We start from the raw sequence: 20075 nt of genomic DNA on the forward strand, positions 1-20075 counted from the left end.
AGAAGGCTCTTTATTCTTCTACGGTTACCCATCCACCTTCTTCAATCCCAAAATCTTGTAATCTTTCTTTTCTCTTTATTTTATCTTGTCTGGTGAGTTTACTGGGTTGGTTTGCAATGTCATTGATGGGTTGTTTAGTACTCATTGCCAAGAGTAGTTGCAAATTAATTGTGCGATTAAGCTGCTTAACTAGGCTTGCCCAAGGCACGTATGATTGTTTCTTAAATAGCTGTTCGATGTTTTCGGGTTGCCATCGCATAAAATCTTGTGGATCTAAGGTTTTACCAATAAAGCGAACTTCATAGTGCAAATGTGGACCTGTTGAGTTACCACTAGTGCCACAAAACCCGACTCGGTCACCTTTCTCTACAAATTGTCCCGGCTTGACTGCAAATTGGTTTAAATGAGCATAGAGAGTGGCAAAGCCCAAGCCATGACGAATCTTTAATAAGTTTCCATAACCTTGGTTGCTGGCGCGGGTCATTTCAACCACGCCATCGGCGGTGGCAAAAATAGGAGTACCAAGAGGGCAGGTTAAATCTATACCTAGGTGTCGTTTCCATTTACCGCTAATGGGATGTAGTCGGTCTCCGTAAGGCGAAGAGATCCGTCGATAGTTGACCGGAATATCATTGGGGATTATGCGAAACAAGCTGGCTTCAATAGCTGGTGGGAGGGGGAAGTTGATTTGTTGTGAATTGTCTATTATTGCGAGAGCTTGTTCTAAGTTGATTCCAGTGGGGGCGATTGAAACATCGTTTAGATTATCAATTTGATCATGATCTTGTTTTTGCAAAGCTTCTTGCAGGTTTTGATTGGTGACAAGTTGTTGTTGGTACTGTTTTTTATAGAGTTGTAATTCTTGGTTGAGAATATCGAGTTCATTTCGGCTGTTTTGCCACTGGGTGATTGCTACCCATGTGATTGAAAATAAAAATAGGATAGTAATGATAGAGAATGTTTTGAATAGCTTTTGGCCTATCATGTGCTTAAAGAACATCATAGGCCAAATACTCTGTTCGTGCTTGGCGGTAATGTGAGAGTGTAGGTTGTTCGGCAATGTGGAATCTAAGTCAGACATAAAGCACACAAGGTTAAAAATCTGGAAAGCTTATGGTCTACAGTAATTTGTGGAATGGGAAAAGGTTGGGCTAAATTAGGCGATAAAATTTACAGCGCTGTTCTCATTTTGAGGTGAGAAAACCAATTCGAAAATATAATCAGCAGAAAAAATAAAGCCATCACATAGAGCAATGGCTTTAGTGGTTGGTATCAGTCAGGCTACATGCTTATTTAGCGTATGTTTACCTATCTACAACTAGCGGTATGACTACTTAGTTACACGTTTATACTTGATGCGGTGAGGTTCAGCAGCCGCTGCACCTAAGGTTTGTTTCAACCATTCGCTGTACTCAGTGTAGTTACCTTCGTAGAAGTTTACTTGGCCTTCATCGCGGTAATCAAGAATATGTGTTGCGATACGGTCTAGGAACCAACGGTCATGCGAGATAACCATGGCACAACCTGGGAATTCAAGTAACGCTTCTTCAAGAGCACGAAGCGTTTCAACGTCCAAGTCATTGGTCGGCTCATCGAGTAGTAATACGTTACCGCCCGCTTTAAGTAGCTTCGCTAAGTGAACACGGTTACGTTCACCACCAGAAAGCTCACCAATGCGTTTTTGCTGATCAACACCACGGAAGTTAAAGCGAGAGCAGTAAGCGCGCGCTGGAATTTCGAAGTTGTTGATCTTGATGATATCAGCGCCTTCCGAGATTTCTTGGAAAACCGTGTTGCTATCATTCATGCTGTCGCGGAACTGATCAACGGAAGCTAGTTTCACCGTTTCGCCTAATTCAATAGTGCCAGAATCTGGTTGCTCAGTACCACTTAGCATTTTGAATAGTGTTGATTTACCTGCACCGTTGGCACCAACGATACCGACGATGGCACCTTTGGGCATGCTGAAAGATAAATTATCAATCAAAACACGATCGCCAAATGACTTGGTTAGGTTGTTAACTTCAAGAACCTTATCACCTAAACGCTCACCCGGCGGAATAAATAACTCATTGGTTTCATTTCGTTTTTGATGGTCAGATTTGTTTAGTTCTTCAAAGCGCGCCATACGAGCTTTTGACTTCGCCTGACGACCTTTTGGATTTTGGCGAACCCACTCTAGCTCTTTCTCAATCGTTTTCTTACGAGCATTTTCAGACGAAGCTTCTTGTGCTAAACGCTCATCTTTTTGCTCTAGCCATGAGGTGTAGTTGCCTTCCCATGGAATACCTTCACCACGGTCAAGTTCTAAAATCCATCCTGCTGCATTATCTAGGAAGTAACGGTCGTGGGTAATCGCCACCACAGTACCGCTATAATCAACTAGGAAGTGCTCAAGCCAAGCTACCGATTCCGCATCCAAGTGGTTGGTTGGCTCATCAAGTAGTAACATGTCAGGTTTTTCAAGTAGTAGACGACAAATTGCTACACGGCGACGCTCACCACCAGAAAGATGTTCAATTTTGGCATCCCATTCCGGAAGACGAAGCGCATCTGCGGCACGCTCTAGAGCATTTTGTAGATTGTGACCATCTTTAGCTTGAATTAATGCTTCTAGTTCGCCTTGTTCTTTTGCCAGCGCATCAAAGTCAGCATCAGGTTCTGCGTAGGCTGCGTAAACCGCATCAATTCGTTTTAATGCATCCGCGACATCGGCTACCGCTTCTTCTACAATTTCACGTACGGTTTTTGATTCATCCAGTACTGGTTCTTGGGGAAGGTAACCAACATTTAAACCTGGTTGAGGGCGCGCTTCGCCATCAATATCGGTATCAATACCAGCCATTATGCGAAGTAGGGTCGATTTACCTGCGCCGTTTAGGCCGAGGACACCAATTTTGGCACCAGGAAAAAAGCTTAGTGAGATATCTTTCAATATTTGACGTTTCGGTGGCACAATTTTGCTCACACGAGACATGGTATAGACGTATTCAGCCATAGCCGCTCGGATCCTATTCTTTAGAATAAATTGAAAACCTTAGTTTACTCTTTCTCACGTAAGATTCACACTAGAGGAGTGTAAACAAGGGTATTATGCTTATCTAATGAGTTGGCTTTTATGGAAAGTAGCAATTAATTCAACTCATTAAAATTTATCAATATTTATCATTTCACGTTATTTGTGAATTCATCATCAGGGAAGTTTCAAATTCATGCTGGATTGTAAAAAGACTTTATTTCTCTGTGTTGTATCGGTGAGTGGTACGTTACCGGCCGCTTATGTTACTGCTCAGTCTATTAGTGCTACTCATGTGAAAGAGTCTAAAATTACTGATTCAACAGAGAAAAAATTATCACCGCTTGAGCTTCAAAGACAGATTTATGAGCAAGCTCAAGACTTACTCGATAAAGACGATGTGCAAGCCTATCAAGAGCTTCGTCCGCAAATTGCTAACTATCCGTTAACCCCTTATGTGGATTACCGAGTTTTTCTGACCGATATCGAACATCGAACTCCTGAAGAGGTGAATAGCTTTACTGAAAAGTACCAATCTTTTCCGTTTTCAGCTCGCATAAGGGCCAATTACCTTGATGCGTTAGCCAAAACCAATCAATGGAAATTATTGACGGAATATCAAACCGAAGAGCCTAAAGATCAACGGTATCGCTGCCACTACTATTTTGCTAAGTGGACGCAAGGTGAAAAAGAGCAAGCTTATAAAGGCGCGGAAGATTTATGGCTAACTGGAAGCAGTGTGTCTCCGGCTTGTGATCCTTTGTTTGATGAGTGGGCGAAAGCTGGTTTACGTAGTGATGAGATCATTTTGCAGCGCATGTTACTCGGCTTCAAATCTAGCAATTCACGCTTATTCAAATACCTAGATAATTTACTGACGAGCGATCAAGCTAAGCGTCAATCGAAAGAGCTCCAAGCTTTATATGCTGACCCAAGTAACGTATTAGATTTCAGCAAAAAATCAAAAATCACACCATTTAACCAGCAGTTAACCGAATATGCATTTAGACAATTAATTCGTAAAGATACCGCTAAAGCGGTGGAAGATTACGATCAGGTAATCAAAGGTCAAAAGCTCTCGAAATCTGCGCAGGTTGAGTTATCTAACTACGCCAGTGCTTGGTTAATGAATACTCGTTCAAGTAAGTTAGCCAAATGGCGCGATCAAATGCTGAGTAAGCAAGGGTTAACCAATCGTCTTGAACGACGTGCTCGTATTGCAATCCAAAATGGTGACTGGAATGATTTGTCTCTCTGGATCAGAAAGTTACCGAAAAAAGATCAGGAAAGCTTGCGTTGGCAGTATTGGTTAGCGCGAGTGGAGTTTGCTCAAGGAAAAGATAAACAAGCGACTCAACGTCTAAAGAAGATATTAGGTCAGCGTAATTTTTATAGTGCTGCGGCAGCAGAGTTACTTGGTGAGCCAATTCGCTATCAAAGTAAGATCTTAAATGAAAAATTACCTGACATTTCTAAAAACCAAGTCGCGCTAGATCGCATCGGTGAAATGATCGCAGTCGATAAAATTTATGCGGCAAAAAGTGAATGGCGTTGGTTGTTATGGCACAGTACCAAAAGCGAAAAGAAAGCATTAGTGAAATATGCTGCCAATAAGCGTTGGCATAACTTTACAGTTGTGGCGACGATTGAAGCGAAGATGTGGGATTATATTAGTTTACGTTTTCCAATTGCTCATCGCTGGTGGTTTGACTTTTATGGTAAGAAAAATAATATTCCACTCATTACTTTAATGTCATTATCTCGCCAAGAAAGTGCTTTGGATATCGAAGCTCGCTCTCCCGTTGGCGCGAGAGGGATTATGCAAATTATGCCGACAACTGCTCAGCATACCGCTGATATCTATAATTTAGAATATAACGATAGTGATGAGTTGTATGATATTCAAAAGAACATTGAGATTGGCAGTTCTTATCTTGGTGGATTACTGGATGACTTTAATCACAATAGAATTTTTGCCTTTGCCGCTTATAATGCCGGACCGCACCGCGTGAAGCAGTGGCGCGCACGTACCAATCAAAGTATTGATGCTTACTCATTTATTGAGGCGATTCCTTTTGATGAAACACGTGGTTATGTACAAAATATTCTAATGTTTGAAACCTATTATCGAAACTTACTTGGTCAGGATGGAGCATTCTTAACTCCTCAAGAAGTAAAGGAAAAATATTAATCTGATGGATAAATCAAAGCAGCAAATCCATAATGATGAATCGGCACCCGAATTTGCTAACTGGCAAGATGTATTGACGCTACTGGAGCATTCTTGTCAGCAAGAGCAGTTGGATTTTCTACTGTCGATGTTATTGACCTATGATGAGCGAGAAGCCTTGTTAGCTCGAATGAATATATTACATGAGCTGATTAAAGGTGAGCGATCTCAGCGTCAAGTTAGTCAAATGCTAGGGGTTGGTGTGGCGACGATTACTCGTGGTTCCTCTGAGCTGAAAAAGCTTCAACCAGAACAAAAGCAGCAACTGCAAGCGATGTTGCAAGCTGCTGTGGATAAGGCTTAACTATCGCAATAGTTTAAAGTGGGAAGTGTTCGGTATTTAAAAATGGAATTAATGCCAATACTAACGCTTGATGATAAACCGAACTTCTGGTCAATTGGTGGTGTGTTAGCAAGCCTATCGCGCCACCTTTTTGTTTGATGTTGTTGGTCACAAAGATCTCATCCATAACATGACCAAGCTCTTTGCCTTGTTTTACCTTCTCAAGCACTACAGGCGGCAGCATTAAACAAGCCGAGCGTGATTCGCCGCGTTGTATTTTTCCTACACTAGGGTTACTTTCGATAATCATCCAAGCGTAAGTAAACGGTTCTGCAATTCCCGCTTCTAATCCAACATAAAAATCGCCATCCGGGATTGCCGTTTGAGCATTGTGTACTCGGTTTAGAGCACCTTGTTTAGTTTCCTGATCATTCATTGGTTGATCCGGCACTTCACTGGCGACCGACACCCCTTCAAATAGAAATTCAGTCTCAGGAAAACAGGCTGTAAAAGCGCTTTCCACGGCTGTTATTTTGGCTGGATTTAACGAGGCGACTACTACCTTTTTACTGCTTTTCATTTAGCCTTCCAGTTTGACTTGAGTCGGTTTGATATTTTCGATTGGGTAGCAACCTAACACTTTCAAGTGACGAGTGATTTTAGTTAGTTCGCTGATCGATTGTTGCATTTCGACTGAATCTAAATGTGCTTCTAAATCGACATAGAACATTTCTTCCCATGGATTGCCCATGATTGGGCGTGACTCTAGTTTCGTTATATTAATACCGTAGCGTTGCAGCACTAACAAAGTCTGCACTAGAGATCCTGCTTCTTGGGAGGTCGACATGATCAGCGTGGTTTTGGCTGGGATTTGAGTCGATACTTCGATTGGCTTACGCGCCACGATAATAAAGCGTGTGTGGTTTTCGGTTTGATTAGCAATGTTTTCTTTCACGACTTGTAAGCCGTAAAGTTTGCCTGTGGTTGAGTTACCAATTGCCGCGACATCTGAACGGTTAAGCTCTTTAACTTTTTGCATCGCATCCGCAGTACTGACACATGATTCTAATGAAATATCATCTAAGCGACTTAAAAACTCACTGCATTGTTGGTGCGGTTGAGGGTGAGAGTAAAGTATTTTGATGTCTTCTAGGCGCATCTCTTGTGGCGCTAATAAGCAATGTTCAATGGGCAATGTCAACTCACCGACAATGTATAGCGTCGTATGCTGCAATAGGTCATACACTTCATTGATGGAACCTGAACTGGTGTTTTCAATAGGTAGCACGCCGAAATCAGCATGACCAGATTCAACAATTGAGGTCACTTCTTGAAAATGCTTGCAGTTAAGTTCAATTAGTTCTGTATTTTTACGGCTGAAATATTCAAGGCTAGCAAGGTGCGAATAAGAGCCTTTTGAACCTAAGAAGGCAACACGAGCTAACGGTTTCCGGCTTTCTTGTGGGTTGGCTAGGTTCTGTAGGTAAGCCTGTTGTAGTAGTACCGAATCTTCAATGATAGTGTGAAAAATTTTGGTGATGTAAGGTGCATCGAGTTGATATTTATCTTTACCATTATTGATTAGTTTGACCAGTAGCTCTTGCTCACGTTGTGCGTCACGAACAGGCTTGGCCGTTTCAACTTTACTTTTGGCGACATCTAAGCTTAATGCTCGGCGCTCAGATAATATCTTTAGCAGTTGATCATCGAGTTCATTTAAGCGAAGTCGAATCCTTTCTAAGGATAGGTGAGGTTGAGAATTGCTGGTATTCGGTGAAGAAGAACTGTGCTGCTTGGTCATGTGTATTTCCTATAAAAAAGCCTCCCAGAGTGGGAGGCTTTCTGTCCGTTTTTGGCTTATTTTTAAAACGACATCTAGCCCCACCGATTAGGATGGAAAAAAGAAGCCAAAAAAGAACAGAGTAGATGAATGCATAGTATTAATTCCTTTGGGTGAGACAGTACCATAAGCAAGCGCAAGGAAAGCGTCAAGCAAAAAAATGGCGCTCAATTGAGCGCCATACTATTCATGTCTGTTGAGTCTTAAATTTCTTCTGGTTCTTCTTCTAATTTTGGTTTTTCTGCCTGAGCACGTTTTGCTTCAGGTTTATGGCTTAGCTTATTAAGTTGTCGTTCGAGTTTTTGCTCTACCTCATTAATAGCTTTATATAAATCTTCATTGGATGCGGAAGCAACCAGGTGTCCTTTTGATGTGTTAATTGTGGCTTCAATCTTCTGTTGTTTACCTGGTTCGGTGCTAATAGTAGCATGACAGACAATTAGATCAGTTTGCCATTTTTCTAGTTTTTTAAATTTCGCCTCAATATGGTCACGGATGGAAGAGGTCACTTCAATATTCTTACCAGTAATGTTTAGTTGCATAGGTTATTTATCCTCTTTTTCCTTGATTCGTTAACTTCAGGTTACTGTGTTGCGCTGAAATAAATGTGAGCAATGTCAATTTTTATAAGGAACTTATGAATTGATGAAGTAAATGTGATCGTAGACAAAAGCAAGTGATATTCGAGGTTGAAAAGGCTTGTTATTTGTCTGGATTTAAGTAGATTGAGTGGAATGACTACTAGAGATTAACGTTTTTAGGGACGCTGTTTGAGCCTGAAATTAAGGCGCTTATTTTATCGACACTTCTTTGCTGTACTACTCCTACTCAAATACTCACTTCTCGCTTTTTTAAAAACAAAAAAAGCAACCGAAGCTGCTTTTTCGTTGTTTCTCTATTTGATTACGCTTTCAGTATTCGACTACTTCTTTTTGTTAAGCTCGATCAGTTGTTCGGTACGCTTAACGGCATCATCTAACCCGAGTTCTTTATAGGCTTTTAACTGGATCTTTAATGAATCTCGCGCTGCAATGGTGTCAGGGTAGGTTTTTTGGATTTCTTGGCAGCGATTGATCGCTGCAATCCAAGCTTCGCGACGTAAATAAAAATCGGCAGACGATAGGTCATATTCCGCTAAACGGTTTTTTAATGAACTCAAACGAGCGCGCGAATCTGCTGCATATAAGCTATCAGGGTAACGTTCTAATAAACGTTTAAAATCAATAAAGGCTGCTTTTACTGGCTCAGGATCTCTATCGTAACGATCCATGTTAAATAGCGAGTGCATAAAGTTTGAATCTTGCGCCATGTGGGTTAGGCCACGCATGTATAATACCCAGTCAGAGCGTTCATGAGTTGGATTTAAACGAGTAAATCGCTCAATCGTGGCTAAAGTTAATGGGTAGTCACCATTTTTGTAGTAGGCAAAAATTAAATCTAACTGTACTTGATCTGAATACGGACCAAATGGGTAGCGAGAATCTAATGCTTCTAACTTTTTAATCGATTCAGTCCAACTGCCAGCTTGAAGGTCTTGCTGAGCTTGGGTGTAAAGATCCGATGGTGGAATGTCTGGTACTGCGTCTTTATTGTCAGCACAGCCAGCAAGAAAGAGTAGGGAAACTAGTCCCAAAAGGTATAGGTGTTTCATCGTGAGGAGAAAATTCCTTGAATTAAATTTATCGCGTCCGTTACTTCTTACAACTTAACAGATACAATGGTGAATAACACTATTTTACCAATAACGGTGAATAGCCCTATTTTATCCATATTAATGGATATTAGTCTCATGGTTTTTTAAAAAGTTCGATATGGCTCAGCAGATAACACGCACCGATACAATTAAAGATTCTCAATTAGGCCAACGCTTAGATCAAGCGATTGCCGAATTATTTTCAGAATTCTCACGATCACGCTTAAAAGAATGGTTGCTTGAAGGCAAGGTTCAAGTGGACGGTGAAGTCATTACTAAACCTCGTATCCGTGTCATGGGGGGAGAAGTGATTACTTTGTTAGCTGAACTTGAAGATGAAGAACGTTGGGAAGCTCAAGATATTCCACTCGATATCGTTTATGAAGACGATCATTTATTAGTGATTAACAAGCCGAGAGATTTTGTTGTTCACCCAGGTGCAGGAACGCCGGATGGTACGGTATTGAATGCATTGTTGCATCACTACCCTGCGATTGCTGAAGTACCTCGTGCGGGTATTGTGCACCGTTTAGATAAAGATACGACCGGTTTGATGGTAGTGGCCAAAACGGTTCAAACACAAACTCGCTTAGTTCGTGCCTTGCAAAAACGTAGAATTACTCGTGAATATGAAGCGATTATTCTTGGTAATATGACCGCGGGTGGCATGGTTGAAAAACCAATTGGTCGTCACTCAAGCAAGCGTACTTTAATGGCGGTGAATGAATTAGGTAAACCTGCAGTAACTCATTACCGTGTGGCCGAGCATTTCCGTGTTCATACTCGTATTCGTTTACGTCTTGAAACGGGTCGTACCCACCAAATCCGTGTTCATATGTCATATATTCAACATCCATTATTAGGTGATATTGCTTATGGTGGCCGTGCGCGTATTCCTAAAGGAGCTTCACCTGAACTAACGAATATGATTCGAAATTTTGATCGCCAAGCACTACACGCGGTCATGTTGAAGTTTGTTCACCCTGCAACGGGCGAAGAAATGAAGTTCCATGCGCCGATTCCGCATGACATGGTGGTGATGACTGAAGCATTGCGTCAAGATGCGAAAGAAAATTTCGAAGAGGAATAAGGTGAGATGAATAATATTGTTCTACCAAATTGGCCTGCGCCTAAAAACGTCAAAGCGTTTGGCTCTACTCGTTTGGGAGGAACATCAACTGGTATTTATCAAGGGTTAAATCTTGGTATGCACGTTAATGATGACAGCAATATTGTTCAGGCCAATCGTGATGAAATCGTGCAATTGCATAATATGCCGACATCACCAGTTTGGTTAAATCAACCCCACTCGACCAAGGTGGTTGAACTATCAAAGCCAACACAACAAGTGTTAGATGCCGATGGTTCAATCACGAGTCACAACAAAATTGTGTGCGCTGTAATGACAGCTGATTGCTTACCGGTTTTGTTAACCAACACCGATGGTACTCAGGTTGCAGCTGTTCATGCCGGTTGGCGTGGACTTGCCGGTGGTATTTTAGAAAATGCCGTTCAGCAGTTTACTAAGCCGAGCCAAGTGATGGCTTGGTTAGGTCCTGCAATTGGCCCAAGTGCATTTGAAGTGGGGGAAGATGTTTATCAAACATTCACCCTGCATGATAGTCATGCCCAGGATGCTTTCATTCAGCATCGGTCTCATTCCAACAAGTGGTTGGCTGATATGTCGATTTTGGCAACTCAACGATTAAATCAAGCTGGAGTTGAGCAAGTGTTTGCTAGCCAACGTTGCACTTTTTCTGAACCAGAAAGCTTCTATTCTTATCGCCGAGATGGCATAACAGGCAGACAAGCGACCTTTATTTGGATTGAATAAATAGAGTAATTCACTTTTTCTACTTGAAAAGATCCTTCCTAGCATCCATTTATAAGCCATAACTAATGTATCTCACTTTTTGATAGTGGAGGCTTATTATGCGTTTCGATAAATTTACCAGTAAATTCCAGCTTGCCATTTCTGATGCGCAATCTCTTGCGCTAGGCCGTGATCATCAATTCATCGAACCTATTCATTTAATGCAGGCATTGCTTAATCAAGATGGCAGCACTATTCGTCCTATTTTTACCATGCTAGGAATTGATGCCACTCAACTGCGATCTAAAGTTGCTCAAGAGTTGGATAAGTTACCTAAAGTTACTGGCATTGGTGGTGATGTTCAAGCTTCTAAGAGCTTAGGTAACTTACTGAACGTCTGCGATAAAATTGCTCAACAACGTAAAGACAGTTACATCTCTTCTGAGTTATTTTTGCTGGCAGCGGTAGAAGATAATGGTCCGCTAGGCAAAATGTTTAAAGAATTTGGTTTAAATAAAGCGAATGTCACTAAAGCGATTGATGAGATTCGTGGTGGACAAAATGTTGACGACCCGAACGCGGAAGAAAAACGTCAAGCCTTAGAAAAGTATACCATTGATTTAACCGAACGTGCTGAACAGGGCAAACTTGATCCTGTGATTGGGCGTGATGACGAAATTCGTCGAACCATTCAGGTGTTGCAACGTCGTACCAAAAACAACCCAGTATTGATTGGTCAACCGGGTGTTGGTAAAACCGCAATCGTTGAAGGTTTAGCTTTGCGTATCGTTAATAATGAGGTACCGGAAGGGTTACGTAATCGTCGTGTGCTTTCGTTAGATATGGGTGCGCTAATTGCTGGTGCGAAATATCGCGGTGAATTTGAAGAACGCCTAAAAGCGGTATTGAATGAACTGGCTCAAGAAGATGGTAATGTGATTTTGTTCATCGATGAATTGCATACCATGGTGGGCGCTGGTAAAGGTGAAGGCTCGATGGATGCCGGTAATATGTTGAAACCTGCTTTGGCTCGCGGTGAGCTTCACTGTGTGGGAGCGACGACGTTAGATGAATATCGTCAATATGTCGAAAAAGATCCTGCTCTAGAGCGTCGTTTTCAAAAAGTGCTGGTGGATGAACCTACGGTTGAGGATACCATTGCGATTTTACGTGGTTTGAAAGAACGTTATGAGCTGCATCACCATGTTGAAATTACCGATCCCGCTATTGTGGCGGCAGCAAGTTTATCTAATCGTTATGTGTCGGATCGTCAGTTACCAGATAAAGCGATCGATTTAATTGATGAAGCGGCATCGAGCATTCGTATCCAAATGGATTCTAAACCAGAATCGATGGATCGTTTAGATCGTCGTATTATTCAATTAAAAATTGAACAGCAAGCATTGTTAAATGAAAGTGATGTGGCAAGTACCAAGCGCCTTGCCATTCTTAACCAAGAACTGGAAGAGAAAGAGCGTGAATACTCTGAGCTAGAAGAAGTGTGGAAAACTGAAAAAGCCTCACTTTCTGGTACTCAGCATATTAAAACTGAACTGGAACAAGCTCGATTGGATATGGATGTGGCTCGCCGTGCTGGTGACTTGCAACGAATGTCTGAGTTGCAATATGGCAAAATCCCAGAGTTAGAAAAGCAGTTGGAGAACGCCTCACAAGCCGAGAATATTGAGTTGACGTTACTTAAAAATCGCGTGACTGATGTTGAAATTTCTGAAGTGTTATCACGCCAAACCGGTATTCCAGTATCGAAAATGCTCGAAGCGGAGAAAGCTAAATTACTTTCGATGGAAACGGTGTTACATGAACGTGTGATTGGTCAGAAAGAAGCGGTAGATGTAGTATCGAACGCGATTCGTCGTAGTCGTGCTGGGCTGTCGGATCCGAATAAACCGATTGGTTCTTTCTTATTTTTAGGTCCAACCGGGGTAGGTAAAACAGAGCTATGTAAAACATTAGCAAACTTTATGTTTGATAGTGAAGAAGCCATGGTTCGGATCGATATGTCGGAGTTTATGGAGAAACATTCGGTGTCTCGTTTAGTCGGCGCACCTCCGGGGTATGTTGGCTACGAAGAAGGTGGTTACTTAACTGAAGCGGTCCGCCGTAAACCTTACTCGGTGATTTTACTTGATGAGGTAGAAAAAGCGCATCCAGATGTATTTAATATTTTATTACAAGTGTTAGATGATGGACGCTTAACTGATGAACAAGGCCGAACGGTAGACTTTAAAAATACCGTAGTGATCATGACATCCAACCTAGGCTCTGATCGTATTCAAGAAAAGGCGGCAACGTCAGATTATGAATCGATGAAAGCCGAAGTAATGGAGATCGTTAGTCAACACTTTAGACCTGAGTTCTTGAACCGCGTGGATGAAAGTGTCGTTTTCCATCCTCTAGGTCAAGAGCAAATCAAGTCAATTGCCTCGATTCAACTGGATCGCCTGCGTCAACGTCTGGCAGAAAAAGAGTATGAATTAGAGGTGAACGAAGATGTGTTGTCTTTAGTTGCGGCAGTTGGTTTTGACCCAGTTTATGGGGCTCGTCCACTGAAACGTGCGATCCAACAAATGGTTGAAAACCCGTTGGCTCGTTCGATACTGGCCGGGGAGTTAATTCCTGGACAGAAAGTATATTTAACGGTGAAAGAGGATGAGATCGTCGCTCATCAATCTTAATTAAATCGCCAAATCAAAGGGAGCAATGAGTTGCTCCCTTTTTTATTTGTTATCATTCAAACTTATTTCGAAAAATTGGCCTTAATTCTCATGTTCAAATACTCTTCGGCGGTCATTGCCTGATACTTTTTATTCGGTCCTTGAATCACCTGATCTTTATTGGCCTGACAGAAAAATGCCATGCTATAGCGTGAACCTTGATTTTCTTCAGGGTAGGGCATGCGAACGCGGTGCAATGTCGATTTCAATTTGTCATCACTCCAACGCATTAACATATCGCCAATATTACAAGTGATCACGCCAGCTTGTGGTTCTACATTACTCCAGACTTGTTGATGCTGAGAATCTTTTCCCGCGGCAACTTGCAACCCACCTTGATTCGGTTGTTGAAATACCATAGTCAAACAATCAAAATCAGTATGAGCACCCGCGCGCCAATGCTCTTCGCCTTGTGGTAGTTGCTTCATTGGTAAATAATGAAGCAGCCTTAATGTACTTTGATATTGCTCTGAACTCGGTTGGTGAACTTGAGTGAAAAAGTCGCGTTTAAATCCTAGCTTTTCAGCAAAGCATGACAATATATCCATACCAAGTTGCCAAGCTTGAGATTCAAAATTCAGCATGTCTTGCTGGAAACTGGCTAGGGGCGCTTGGTTTGGCCATATCCCTTTCATGTGAGGACGCGTGATTTGGTAGGATTCTTTTTGATCAGCTGTACCGGTGGAAGGGCGAACCTGCTGCTTGAATTCCCAGCCGGCATTTTTCCCCGGCTTTAGGCTTAATGGCTGTTTTTGTGATTGAGGAAGAGAGAACAATTGCTCACTAAGCTGAAAAGCGTGTTCAATATCCTCTAGAGCAATGGAATGGTTTTTAACTTGAAAGAAACCAATTTGGGTGGCGGCATGCCATAGTTCTTCTGTGACCTCAGCTCGGCGAGATTCAAATTGGCTCATATCAATGATGGGAATATTGCTATGTTCCGCATCAATGCCTTTTCTGCCGATGGTAGTTTCAAATTGCAGTTCATCCAGTGCGTAAGCTGTCGTTGTCATATTATTTCTCCAATAGTTAAGCCTGTGCTTAGTGATTGGAGCAATGTCCAGCAATGGTTACCCATTACAGACCGCTTCTACTCCTGTTGTGTTTATTCTGTTATGTATAAGAAGGTTTACCAAACCCCATCATGTATTCGTGCCGCTTGCTTTTCCATCAGTGGACCAATAATTTCCATTGGCCGTTGTCCTGCTGAAAAAACAGTGCGACAAGGGAGATCTAAGGTTGGGTTTTCAGGGTGATTACCGGTGATTTGTTTTAATCGATGTTCGCTTAATCCGTAAACCACTCTCCCTACGCCAGCCCAATAAATTGCTCCAGCACACATGGCGCAAGGCTCAGCAGAAATATACAGAGTGCAGTCTTTCAAATAATCAGGGCGATATTTTTGACTCGCTTCCGTCATGATTAATCGCTCAGCATGGCCAGTCATATCTTTATTTGGTAGATAGCCATTGATTTGTTCAAGCAGTACTTCGCCTTGAGCATTGACTAAAATTGCTGCAAAAGGATGAATGCCTTGTTGCTTAGCTTTTTCGGCTAAATCTAGACTTTGTTGTAAGTATTTTTTGTCTTGTTCTGGTGTCATGTGCTTGCTCCTTAATGGCTTTTATCTTGAGGTAAACTCCAAGCGAAGAAACCTTTTTGGATCCAATACGTGGATTTAAATAACAACATGCTTACTGCAGATAAAAACACTAAAGCTGCAAAAGCTTGTGGAATTTTGAAGTAAGAAGTTGAGAACTGAACGAAATAGCCTAAACCTTTTTCGGCGGCAACAAATTCTGAAATAACCGCACCAATCACCGACAACGTAATGGCGACTTTTATGCCACTAAAAATATGAGGAATGGCGTAAGGTAAACGGATCTGCCAGATGGTTTTCGCTCTTGATACATTTAGCGATTTGGATAACTCAATTAATTCGGGAGGGGTAGATAACATACCCGTAGTCGCAGAAACCACTAATGGGAAGAAGGTAATTAAGCAGGTAATGGCTAATCGAGGAGCATCACCAGTCCCTAAAATCACAATAAGTAGTGGCGCAATAGCAACCACAGGAGTTGATTGTACAATTACCAGTAGTGGGAAAACCGCTTTAGTTAAAAATTTGGAGCTGACCATCATGATCGCTAAAGGAATACTGACTAACAGCGATAAGCCAAAGCCTAATAATGCGATTCTTAATGTTGCCCAGAGATTATCGAGCCAGCGTTCAGCCGAGACTTGCATAAAAGCTTCTGCGATTGCTGACGGTGCTGGCAGTATGAAGTTAGGGATTTGAAATGCGCGGCAGATGATTTCCCAGATAGGAAGAATCGCCAACATTGCTAATAATGGAAGGCTATCTTTATAAAGTTTTTTTATAGACATACTATTTCCTTATAGTGACGTCGTATGAACAAAGAATATCGCTAGTTAGATTAGGCGACAGTCCTTATTTGAGAGATATTGCTTTCGTTTTCTTGCTGAGTTGAAGGGGGAGCATAAAAGTGCTCCCTGATTTTCCCTGTGTATTCAGCAAATAGTCGATGTTGAATGGTCTCGAGCGTTCGAGGGCGCGGCAGTTCGATATTGATTTCTTCAACCACAGTACTCGGACGCGGGCCCATCACTAATACTTTATCTGAAAGCAAAACCGCTTCAGAAATAGAGTGGGTAATAAATAACACCGTTTTAGGTCTTTCATTCCAAAGGCGTAGCAGCTCAAACCCCATTTCTTCACGTGTTAATGCATCAAGCGCAGAAAAAGGCTCATCCATAATTAAAATATCGGGGTCAAGTAATAATGCGCGGGCAATACCGACTCGTTGTTGCATACCGCCGGAAAGTTGATCCGGCATGCTGTTATGAAAATCTTTTAATCCCACTTTGTTGAGTAGCTGTTTAGCAAAATCACGTTCTTTATTAGTGATATGACCAAACTTATGTTTGAGTGGAAACAATACGTTTTCGATCACATTCTTCCACGGTAATAAGGTCGGCTTTTGAAAAACAATCCCTATATCTTCTCTAGGTTCGGTGACTTGGCGGCCAAATATTTCGACTTGGCCTTCGGTGGATTGCATTAGTCCGGAAAGCAATCTCAATAAAGTGGATTTACCACAACCAGAAGGACCAACGATCGAAATAAACTGATTCTTTTCAACATCAAAATTGACGTTGTTTAATACTTTTACCGAGCCATTGTCACTGTGGTAGGTGTGGCCAACTTGTTTGAAAGAAACAAAAGGATTCATGATTTACCTCCCGGCATAAAGTCACGAGAAATGGCGATCTCAGGATCAAACTTATTGACGTCGAGTTGTTGAGCTTCTGCTGTCCACTTCCAAGTTTCGGCAAGACGTTCAGGGGTAAAGGCACCGATGCCATCTTTATTACTGACTTCATTAATCACTAAGTCTTTAATCGATATTATGGTATCGGCAGCTTGTTGGGGGTCCACTTCGGGCACCATTTTATGAACATCTTGCGCGCTTTTATGAGGGTGTTCCCATGTATAGGCAACGGCTTTGGCATAAGCTTTGATAAAGCGTTTTGCGACCTCTGGTTTTTCAGCTAAGAAATGATCACTAGCAATAAGTGAAGATGAATAAAAATCTAACCCTGCATCATGCCAAGGTAGGATCTTCAATTTCTTTCCTACTGCTTTAGCTTGGCTTTGGTTTTTAACTGTGTCGGTGACCCAAGAGATCATTACATCTGATTTGCCAGTGATCAGCATTGGATTGAGTGCGCCTGGATCTGCTTTGGTGACTTTCACGCTGCTTTCATCAACATGGTTTTTACGCAGTAGTAGAGGTAAGAATACGTTAGCGGAAGTAAAAGGAGAGGTTGCCACACTTTTATTGGCAACATCTTTTACCGAGTTAATGCCTGAATCTTCTAATACATAAAAAGCATAAGGCGCTTTGCTGAAAACAGAATATATCGCTTTTACTGGCACATCATCATTGGCCTTGGCTACTAATAATGAAACGAGATCAGAAGACCCTATGTCTGCAGTACCAGTGGCAACTTTGGTGATAGCATCGGTTGAACCTTTACCTTGGCGAATGATGACATCAAGATCTTGCTCGGCAAAAAAACCTTGTTGAACGGCAACATAAACCGGCGCTTTATCTCCCCCCGGTAGCCAGTCGAGTTGGAAGTTGACTTTGTCCGCAGCCAAGACATTGACACTGGTGGATAGTGCAGCTGTGGTTAACGCTAAGTGGATGCATTGCTTGATTGAAAATTTCATTTGGTTCTCCTTTACTCAATATAATTCCATGTTGGCTTAATGATGATTCATATAGCACTTTGGCAATTTTTGGTAATGGTGAGCAATGTCCCGATGTTTTGCATCTAACCGCTTCTACTCACAGCTGTGGTTGTTACACATAGTTAATAGAGCAAACGTTATGCCAGATTCATATAAAAAACGGAAAATAGATTTATTGTTAGAAATAACATTTATTTAACAGCTAACTTTTTACTTTACCTTTATATCTAGGGAGAGTTTTGGTGCAGTGGATTGCGTTGAAAAAGTGCAGAATGTTAACTGTGCATTTATTTGGTGCAACAATTCTTATCTTGGACAATATAAAGCTATATATAGAGGGAATGACTTTCTGGCTTATTAATTGCTAGCTGAGTATGAATGTTATGTTGGATGAGTAGAAGCGGTTAGGTGCTTTAGCGCTGGGACATTGCTCATATCATGTCGAAAGATAGTGATGGAGTGATCATGAAATATCTAATTAAAAATGCACAAGGGATAGTAACGGAACAAGCGGCAACAGATATAAGGATAGAGGAGGGGGTAATAACGGAAATAGGCTCCGACCTTCTGCTACAAGAAGGCGAACAGTTGATTGATGCCAGCCAATGTGTGGTTTATCCCGGCTTCATCAATACCCACCATCATTTAGCTCAATCTATATTAAAAGGTATTCCTGCTGGACTAAACCAACCACTAGGTGATTGGCTTGTTAGTGTGCCTTATCAATATTGGCCTAAGATTACACCAGAAATCATGTACAGCGCAGCATGCCTTGGATTTTATGATTTAATTCGTTCTGGTGTGACAACTTGCGCGGACCACCATTATCTATATCACGCGAAGACCTCCCCTGAATTAGAAGCGGCAGTGTGGCAAGCGGCGGAAGATATGGGAATGCGCTTGGTACTTTGTCGAGGTGGTGCGACAACCAAAGGAACACACAAGGGACTCGCCAAGGCTGGGATTGAACCTGAATCTATCGATCTAATGTTACGCCGCCTGGATGATAGCTATAGTCTATATCATCAAAATAGTGATATGCCGATGCGACAGTTGGTGGTGGCACCCACGAGTCTAATCCACTCTTCTCCTACTGAAGATTTAAAACAGCTGTCGTTTTTTGCACGTCAACATAGCTTAAGAATGCACTCTCATCTATTAGAAGTGGAATTTGATCAGCAGCAGTCTCTATCTAAATATGGGAAAAGTGCTGTGGACTATGCCGCAGAATGTGAGTGGCTAGGTAATGACGTTTGGTTTGCCCATTTAGTTCAGGCTAACGAACAAGACATAAGAACACTGTCTGAAACAAAAACCGGTATATCACATTGCCCAACGTCTAATTGTCGATTGGGGAGCGGAATCGCCCCTATTATTGAAATGGAACAAGTAGGGATGAATATCAGCATAGGAGTCGATGGCTCGGCTTCTTCAGAATCGGGCTCTATGCTTCAAGAACTAAATCTAGCTTGGCTATTACATAGGGCAACTCATGGTGCTGTAAGTACGAGGATAGAAAATGTCGTTAAGTGGGGAACTCAAAATGGAGCTTCGCTATTAGGCTTGGATAAGGTTGGCAAAATAGAAGTAGGTTTCGCAGCTGATATTGTACTTTATGATTTAAACCAAGTGCGCTACCAAGGGTGTCATTCAACTTTATATGCGCCTATCTTATGTGGTGAGCCTGCCCAAATAAAACTAAGTATGATAAATGGCAATATGGTTTACCAAAATGAAAGCTGTTTAGTTGATAAAGAAAGACTGATAGTTAATGCTAAATCTGCATTTCGTGATTTACTCACTAAAGTAGGTAAGTGAGATATATCTTATATTTTTTACTTTTTTGTGGAAAACCTGTGTGTTTGATCGGAGTAAATATGTATAAATAAAGGTTTGAGTGTAAAATGAGCATACGATGTTTATTTTTAATGTTTTTGATGAAAAGTGCTTGCCAAGATGAATCGGATCTCTATAATGCGACCTCACTGACACGGAGCACGCAGCCTAACGGCAGCAACGAGTCAGAGGTCAAAACCTTCTCGAAAAGGTTAGCAAAAAAAGTTTTAAAAAGTGTTTGACACGAACTTTTAAATCGCTAAAATGGCCGCCCTGTTCAACGAGACGCACTAAGCGATTTCAATAAGAACAACGCTCTTTAACAATTTAAACCTATCAATCTGTGTGGG

17 protein-coding genes and 1 other annotated feature are annotated in these 20075 nt (G+C 41.7%); of the genes, 6 read left to right on the forward strand and 11 right to left on the reverse strand.

What is annotated here, in order from left to right:
* Positions 1-10: 10 nt before the first annotated feature.
* Together ACE3G9_RS07095 and ettA are read right to left on the reverse strand one after the other, a co-directional pair.
* Positions 11-1081: a M23 family metallopeptidase gene (locus ACE3G9_RS07095; protein WP_417880155.1), complete on the reverse strand. Its 1071-nt coding sequence runs from the start codon at positions 1079-1081 to the stop codon at positions 11-13.
* A 249-nt stretch (positions 1082-1330) separates the two neighbouring features.
* Positions 1331-2998 (reverse strand): energy-dependent translational throttle protein EttA, encoded by a 1668-nt coding sequence (gene ettA, locus ACE3G9_RS07100; protein WP_417880154.1) that lies wholly within the window; start codon positions 2996-2998, stop codon positions 1331-1333.
* Positions 2999-3212: 214 nt separating this feature from the next.
* Here ettA and ACE3G9_RS07105 point away from each other — a divergent pair, with 214 nt between their 5' ends.
* On the forward strand, positions 3213-5207 hold the full coding sequence (locus ACE3G9_RS07105) for a transglycosylase SLT domain-containing protein (protein ID WP_449218786.1): 1995 nt from the start codon (positions 3213-3215) through the stop codon (positions 5205-5207).
* Positions 5208-5211: 4 nt separating this feature from the next.
* Positions 5212-5550 (forward strand): trp operon repressor, encoded by a 339-nt coding sequence (trpR, locus tag ACE3G9_RS07110; protein ID WP_417880152.1) that lies wholly within the window; start codon positions 5212-5214, stop codon positions 5548-5550.
* 13 nt (positions 5551-5563) lie between these two features.
* Here trpR and yjjX read toward each other — a convergent pair whose 3' ends face one another.
* From yjjX to ACE3G9_RS07130, 4 genes are all read right to left on the reverse strand, one after another.
* The gene (gene yjjX, locus ACE3G9_RS07115) at positions 5564-6109 is read right to left on the reverse strand and encodes an inosine/xanthosine triphosphatase (RefSeq protein WP_417880151.1); all 546 of its coding nucleotides are present in this window, start codon (positions 6107-6109) and stop codon (positions 5564-5566) included.
* Positions 6110-7330 carry a prephenate dehydratase gene (pheA, locus tag ACE3G9_RS07120; protein ID WP_449218787.1) on the reverse strand — a complete coding sequence of 407 codons (1221 nt, stop codon included), beginning with the start codon at positions 7328-7330 and terminating at the stop codon, positions 6110-6112.
* Between the two features lie 11 nt (positions 7331-7341).
* Positions 7342-7462, reverse strand: a sequence feature (Phe leader region).
* 110 nt (positions 7463-7572) lie between these two features.
* Positions 7573-7911, reverse strand: coding sequence for a ribosome hibernation-promoting factor, HPF/YfiA family (gene hpf, locus ACE3G9_RS07125; protein WP_417880149.1), 339 nt, complete (start codon positions 7909-7911; stop codon positions 7573-7575).
* Positions 7912-8291: 380 nt separating this feature from the next.
* Positions 8292-9020 (reverse strand): outer membrane protein assembly factor BamD, encoded by a 729-nt coding sequence (locus ACE3G9_RS07130; RefSeq protein WP_417880148.1) that lies wholly within the window; start codon positions 9018-9020, stop codon positions 8292-8294.
* Positions 9021-9180: 160 nt separating this feature from the next.
* Here ACE3G9_RS07130 and rluD point away from each other — a divergent pair, with 160 nt between their 5' ends.
* The 3 genes from rluD to clpB all read left to right on the forward strand — a co-directional run bounded on the left by rluD (position 9181) and on the right by clpB (position 13571).
* On the forward strand, positions 9181-10152 hold the full coding sequence (gene rluD, locus ACE3G9_RS07135; RefSeq protein ID WP_417880147.1) for a 23S rRNA pseudouridine(1911/1915/1917) synthase RluD: 972 nt from the start codon (positions 9181-9183) through the stop codon (positions 10150-10152).
* A gap of 6 nt (positions 10153-10158) precedes the next feature.
* The gene (gene pgeF, locus ACE3G9_RS07140; protein ID WP_449218788.1) at positions 10159-10896 is read left to right on the forward strand and encodes a peptidoglycan editing factor PgeF; all 738 of its coding nucleotides are present in this window, start codon (positions 10159-10161) and stop codon (positions 10894-10896) included.
* A gap of 98 nt (positions 10897-10994) precedes the next feature.
* Positions 10995-13571 carry an ATP-dependent chaperone ClpB gene (gene clpB / locus ACE3G9_RS07145; RefSeq protein WP_449218789.1) on the forward strand — a complete coding sequence of 859 codons (2577 nt, stop codon included), beginning with the start codon at positions 10995-10997 and terminating at the stop codon, positions 13569-13571.
* 62 nt (positions 13572-13633) lie between these two features.
* Here clpB and ACE3G9_RS07150 read toward each other — a convergent pair whose 3' ends face one another.
* The 5 genes from ACE3G9_RS07150 to ACE3G9_RS07170 all read right to left on the reverse strand — a co-directional run bounded on the left by ACE3G9_RS07150 (position 13634) and on the right by ACE3G9_RS07170 (position 17868).
* The gene (locus ACE3G9_RS07150) at positions 13634-14623 is read right to left on the reverse strand and encodes an isopenicillin N synthase family dioxygenase (protein ID WP_417880144.1); all 990 of its coding nucleotides are present in this window, start codon (positions 14621-14623) and stop codon (positions 13634-13636) included.
* 116 nt (positions 14624-14739) lie between these two features.
* Positions 14740-15213, reverse strand: a complete 474-nt coding sequence (locus ACE3G9_RS07155) for a nucleoside deaminase (RefSeq protein ID WP_417880143.1) — start codon at positions 15211-15213, stop codon at positions 14740-14742.
* A gap of 11 nt (positions 15214-15224) precedes the next feature.
* The gene (locus ACE3G9_RS07160) at positions 15225-15998 is read right to left on the reverse strand and encodes an ABC transporter permease (protein WP_417880142.1); all 774 of its coding nucleotides are present in this window, start codon (positions 15996-15998) and stop codon (positions 15225-15227) included.
* A 50-nt stretch (positions 15999-16048) separates the two neighbouring features.
* Positions 16049-16864: an ABC transporter ATP-binding protein gene (locus ACE3G9_RS07165; protein ID WP_417880141.1), complete on the reverse strand. Its 816-nt coding sequence runs from the start codon at positions 16862-16864 to the stop codon at positions 16049-16051.
* A complete protein-coding gene (locus ACE3G9_RS07170; RefSeq protein ID WP_417880140.1) occupies positions 16861-17868 on the reverse strand; it encodes an ABC transporter substrate-binding protein in 1008 nt (335 codons plus the stop codon). Before ACE3G9_RS07170 ends, ACE3G9_RS07165 begins: the two co-directional genes overlap by 4 nt.
* Before the next feature lie 486 nt (positions 17869-18354).
* Between ACE3G9_RS07170 and ACE3G9_RS07175 the strand changes: the two genes are divergently transcribed.
* The gene (locus ACE3G9_RS07175; protein WP_449218790.1) at positions 18355-19707 is read left to right on the forward strand and encodes an amidohydrolase family protein; all 1353 of its coding nucleotides are present in this window, start codon (positions 18355-18357) and stop codon (positions 19705-19707) included.
* Positions 19708-20075: the final 368 nt, after the last annotated feature.

The sequence above is a fragment of the Vibrio sp. E150_018 genome, from assembly GCF_053544035.1.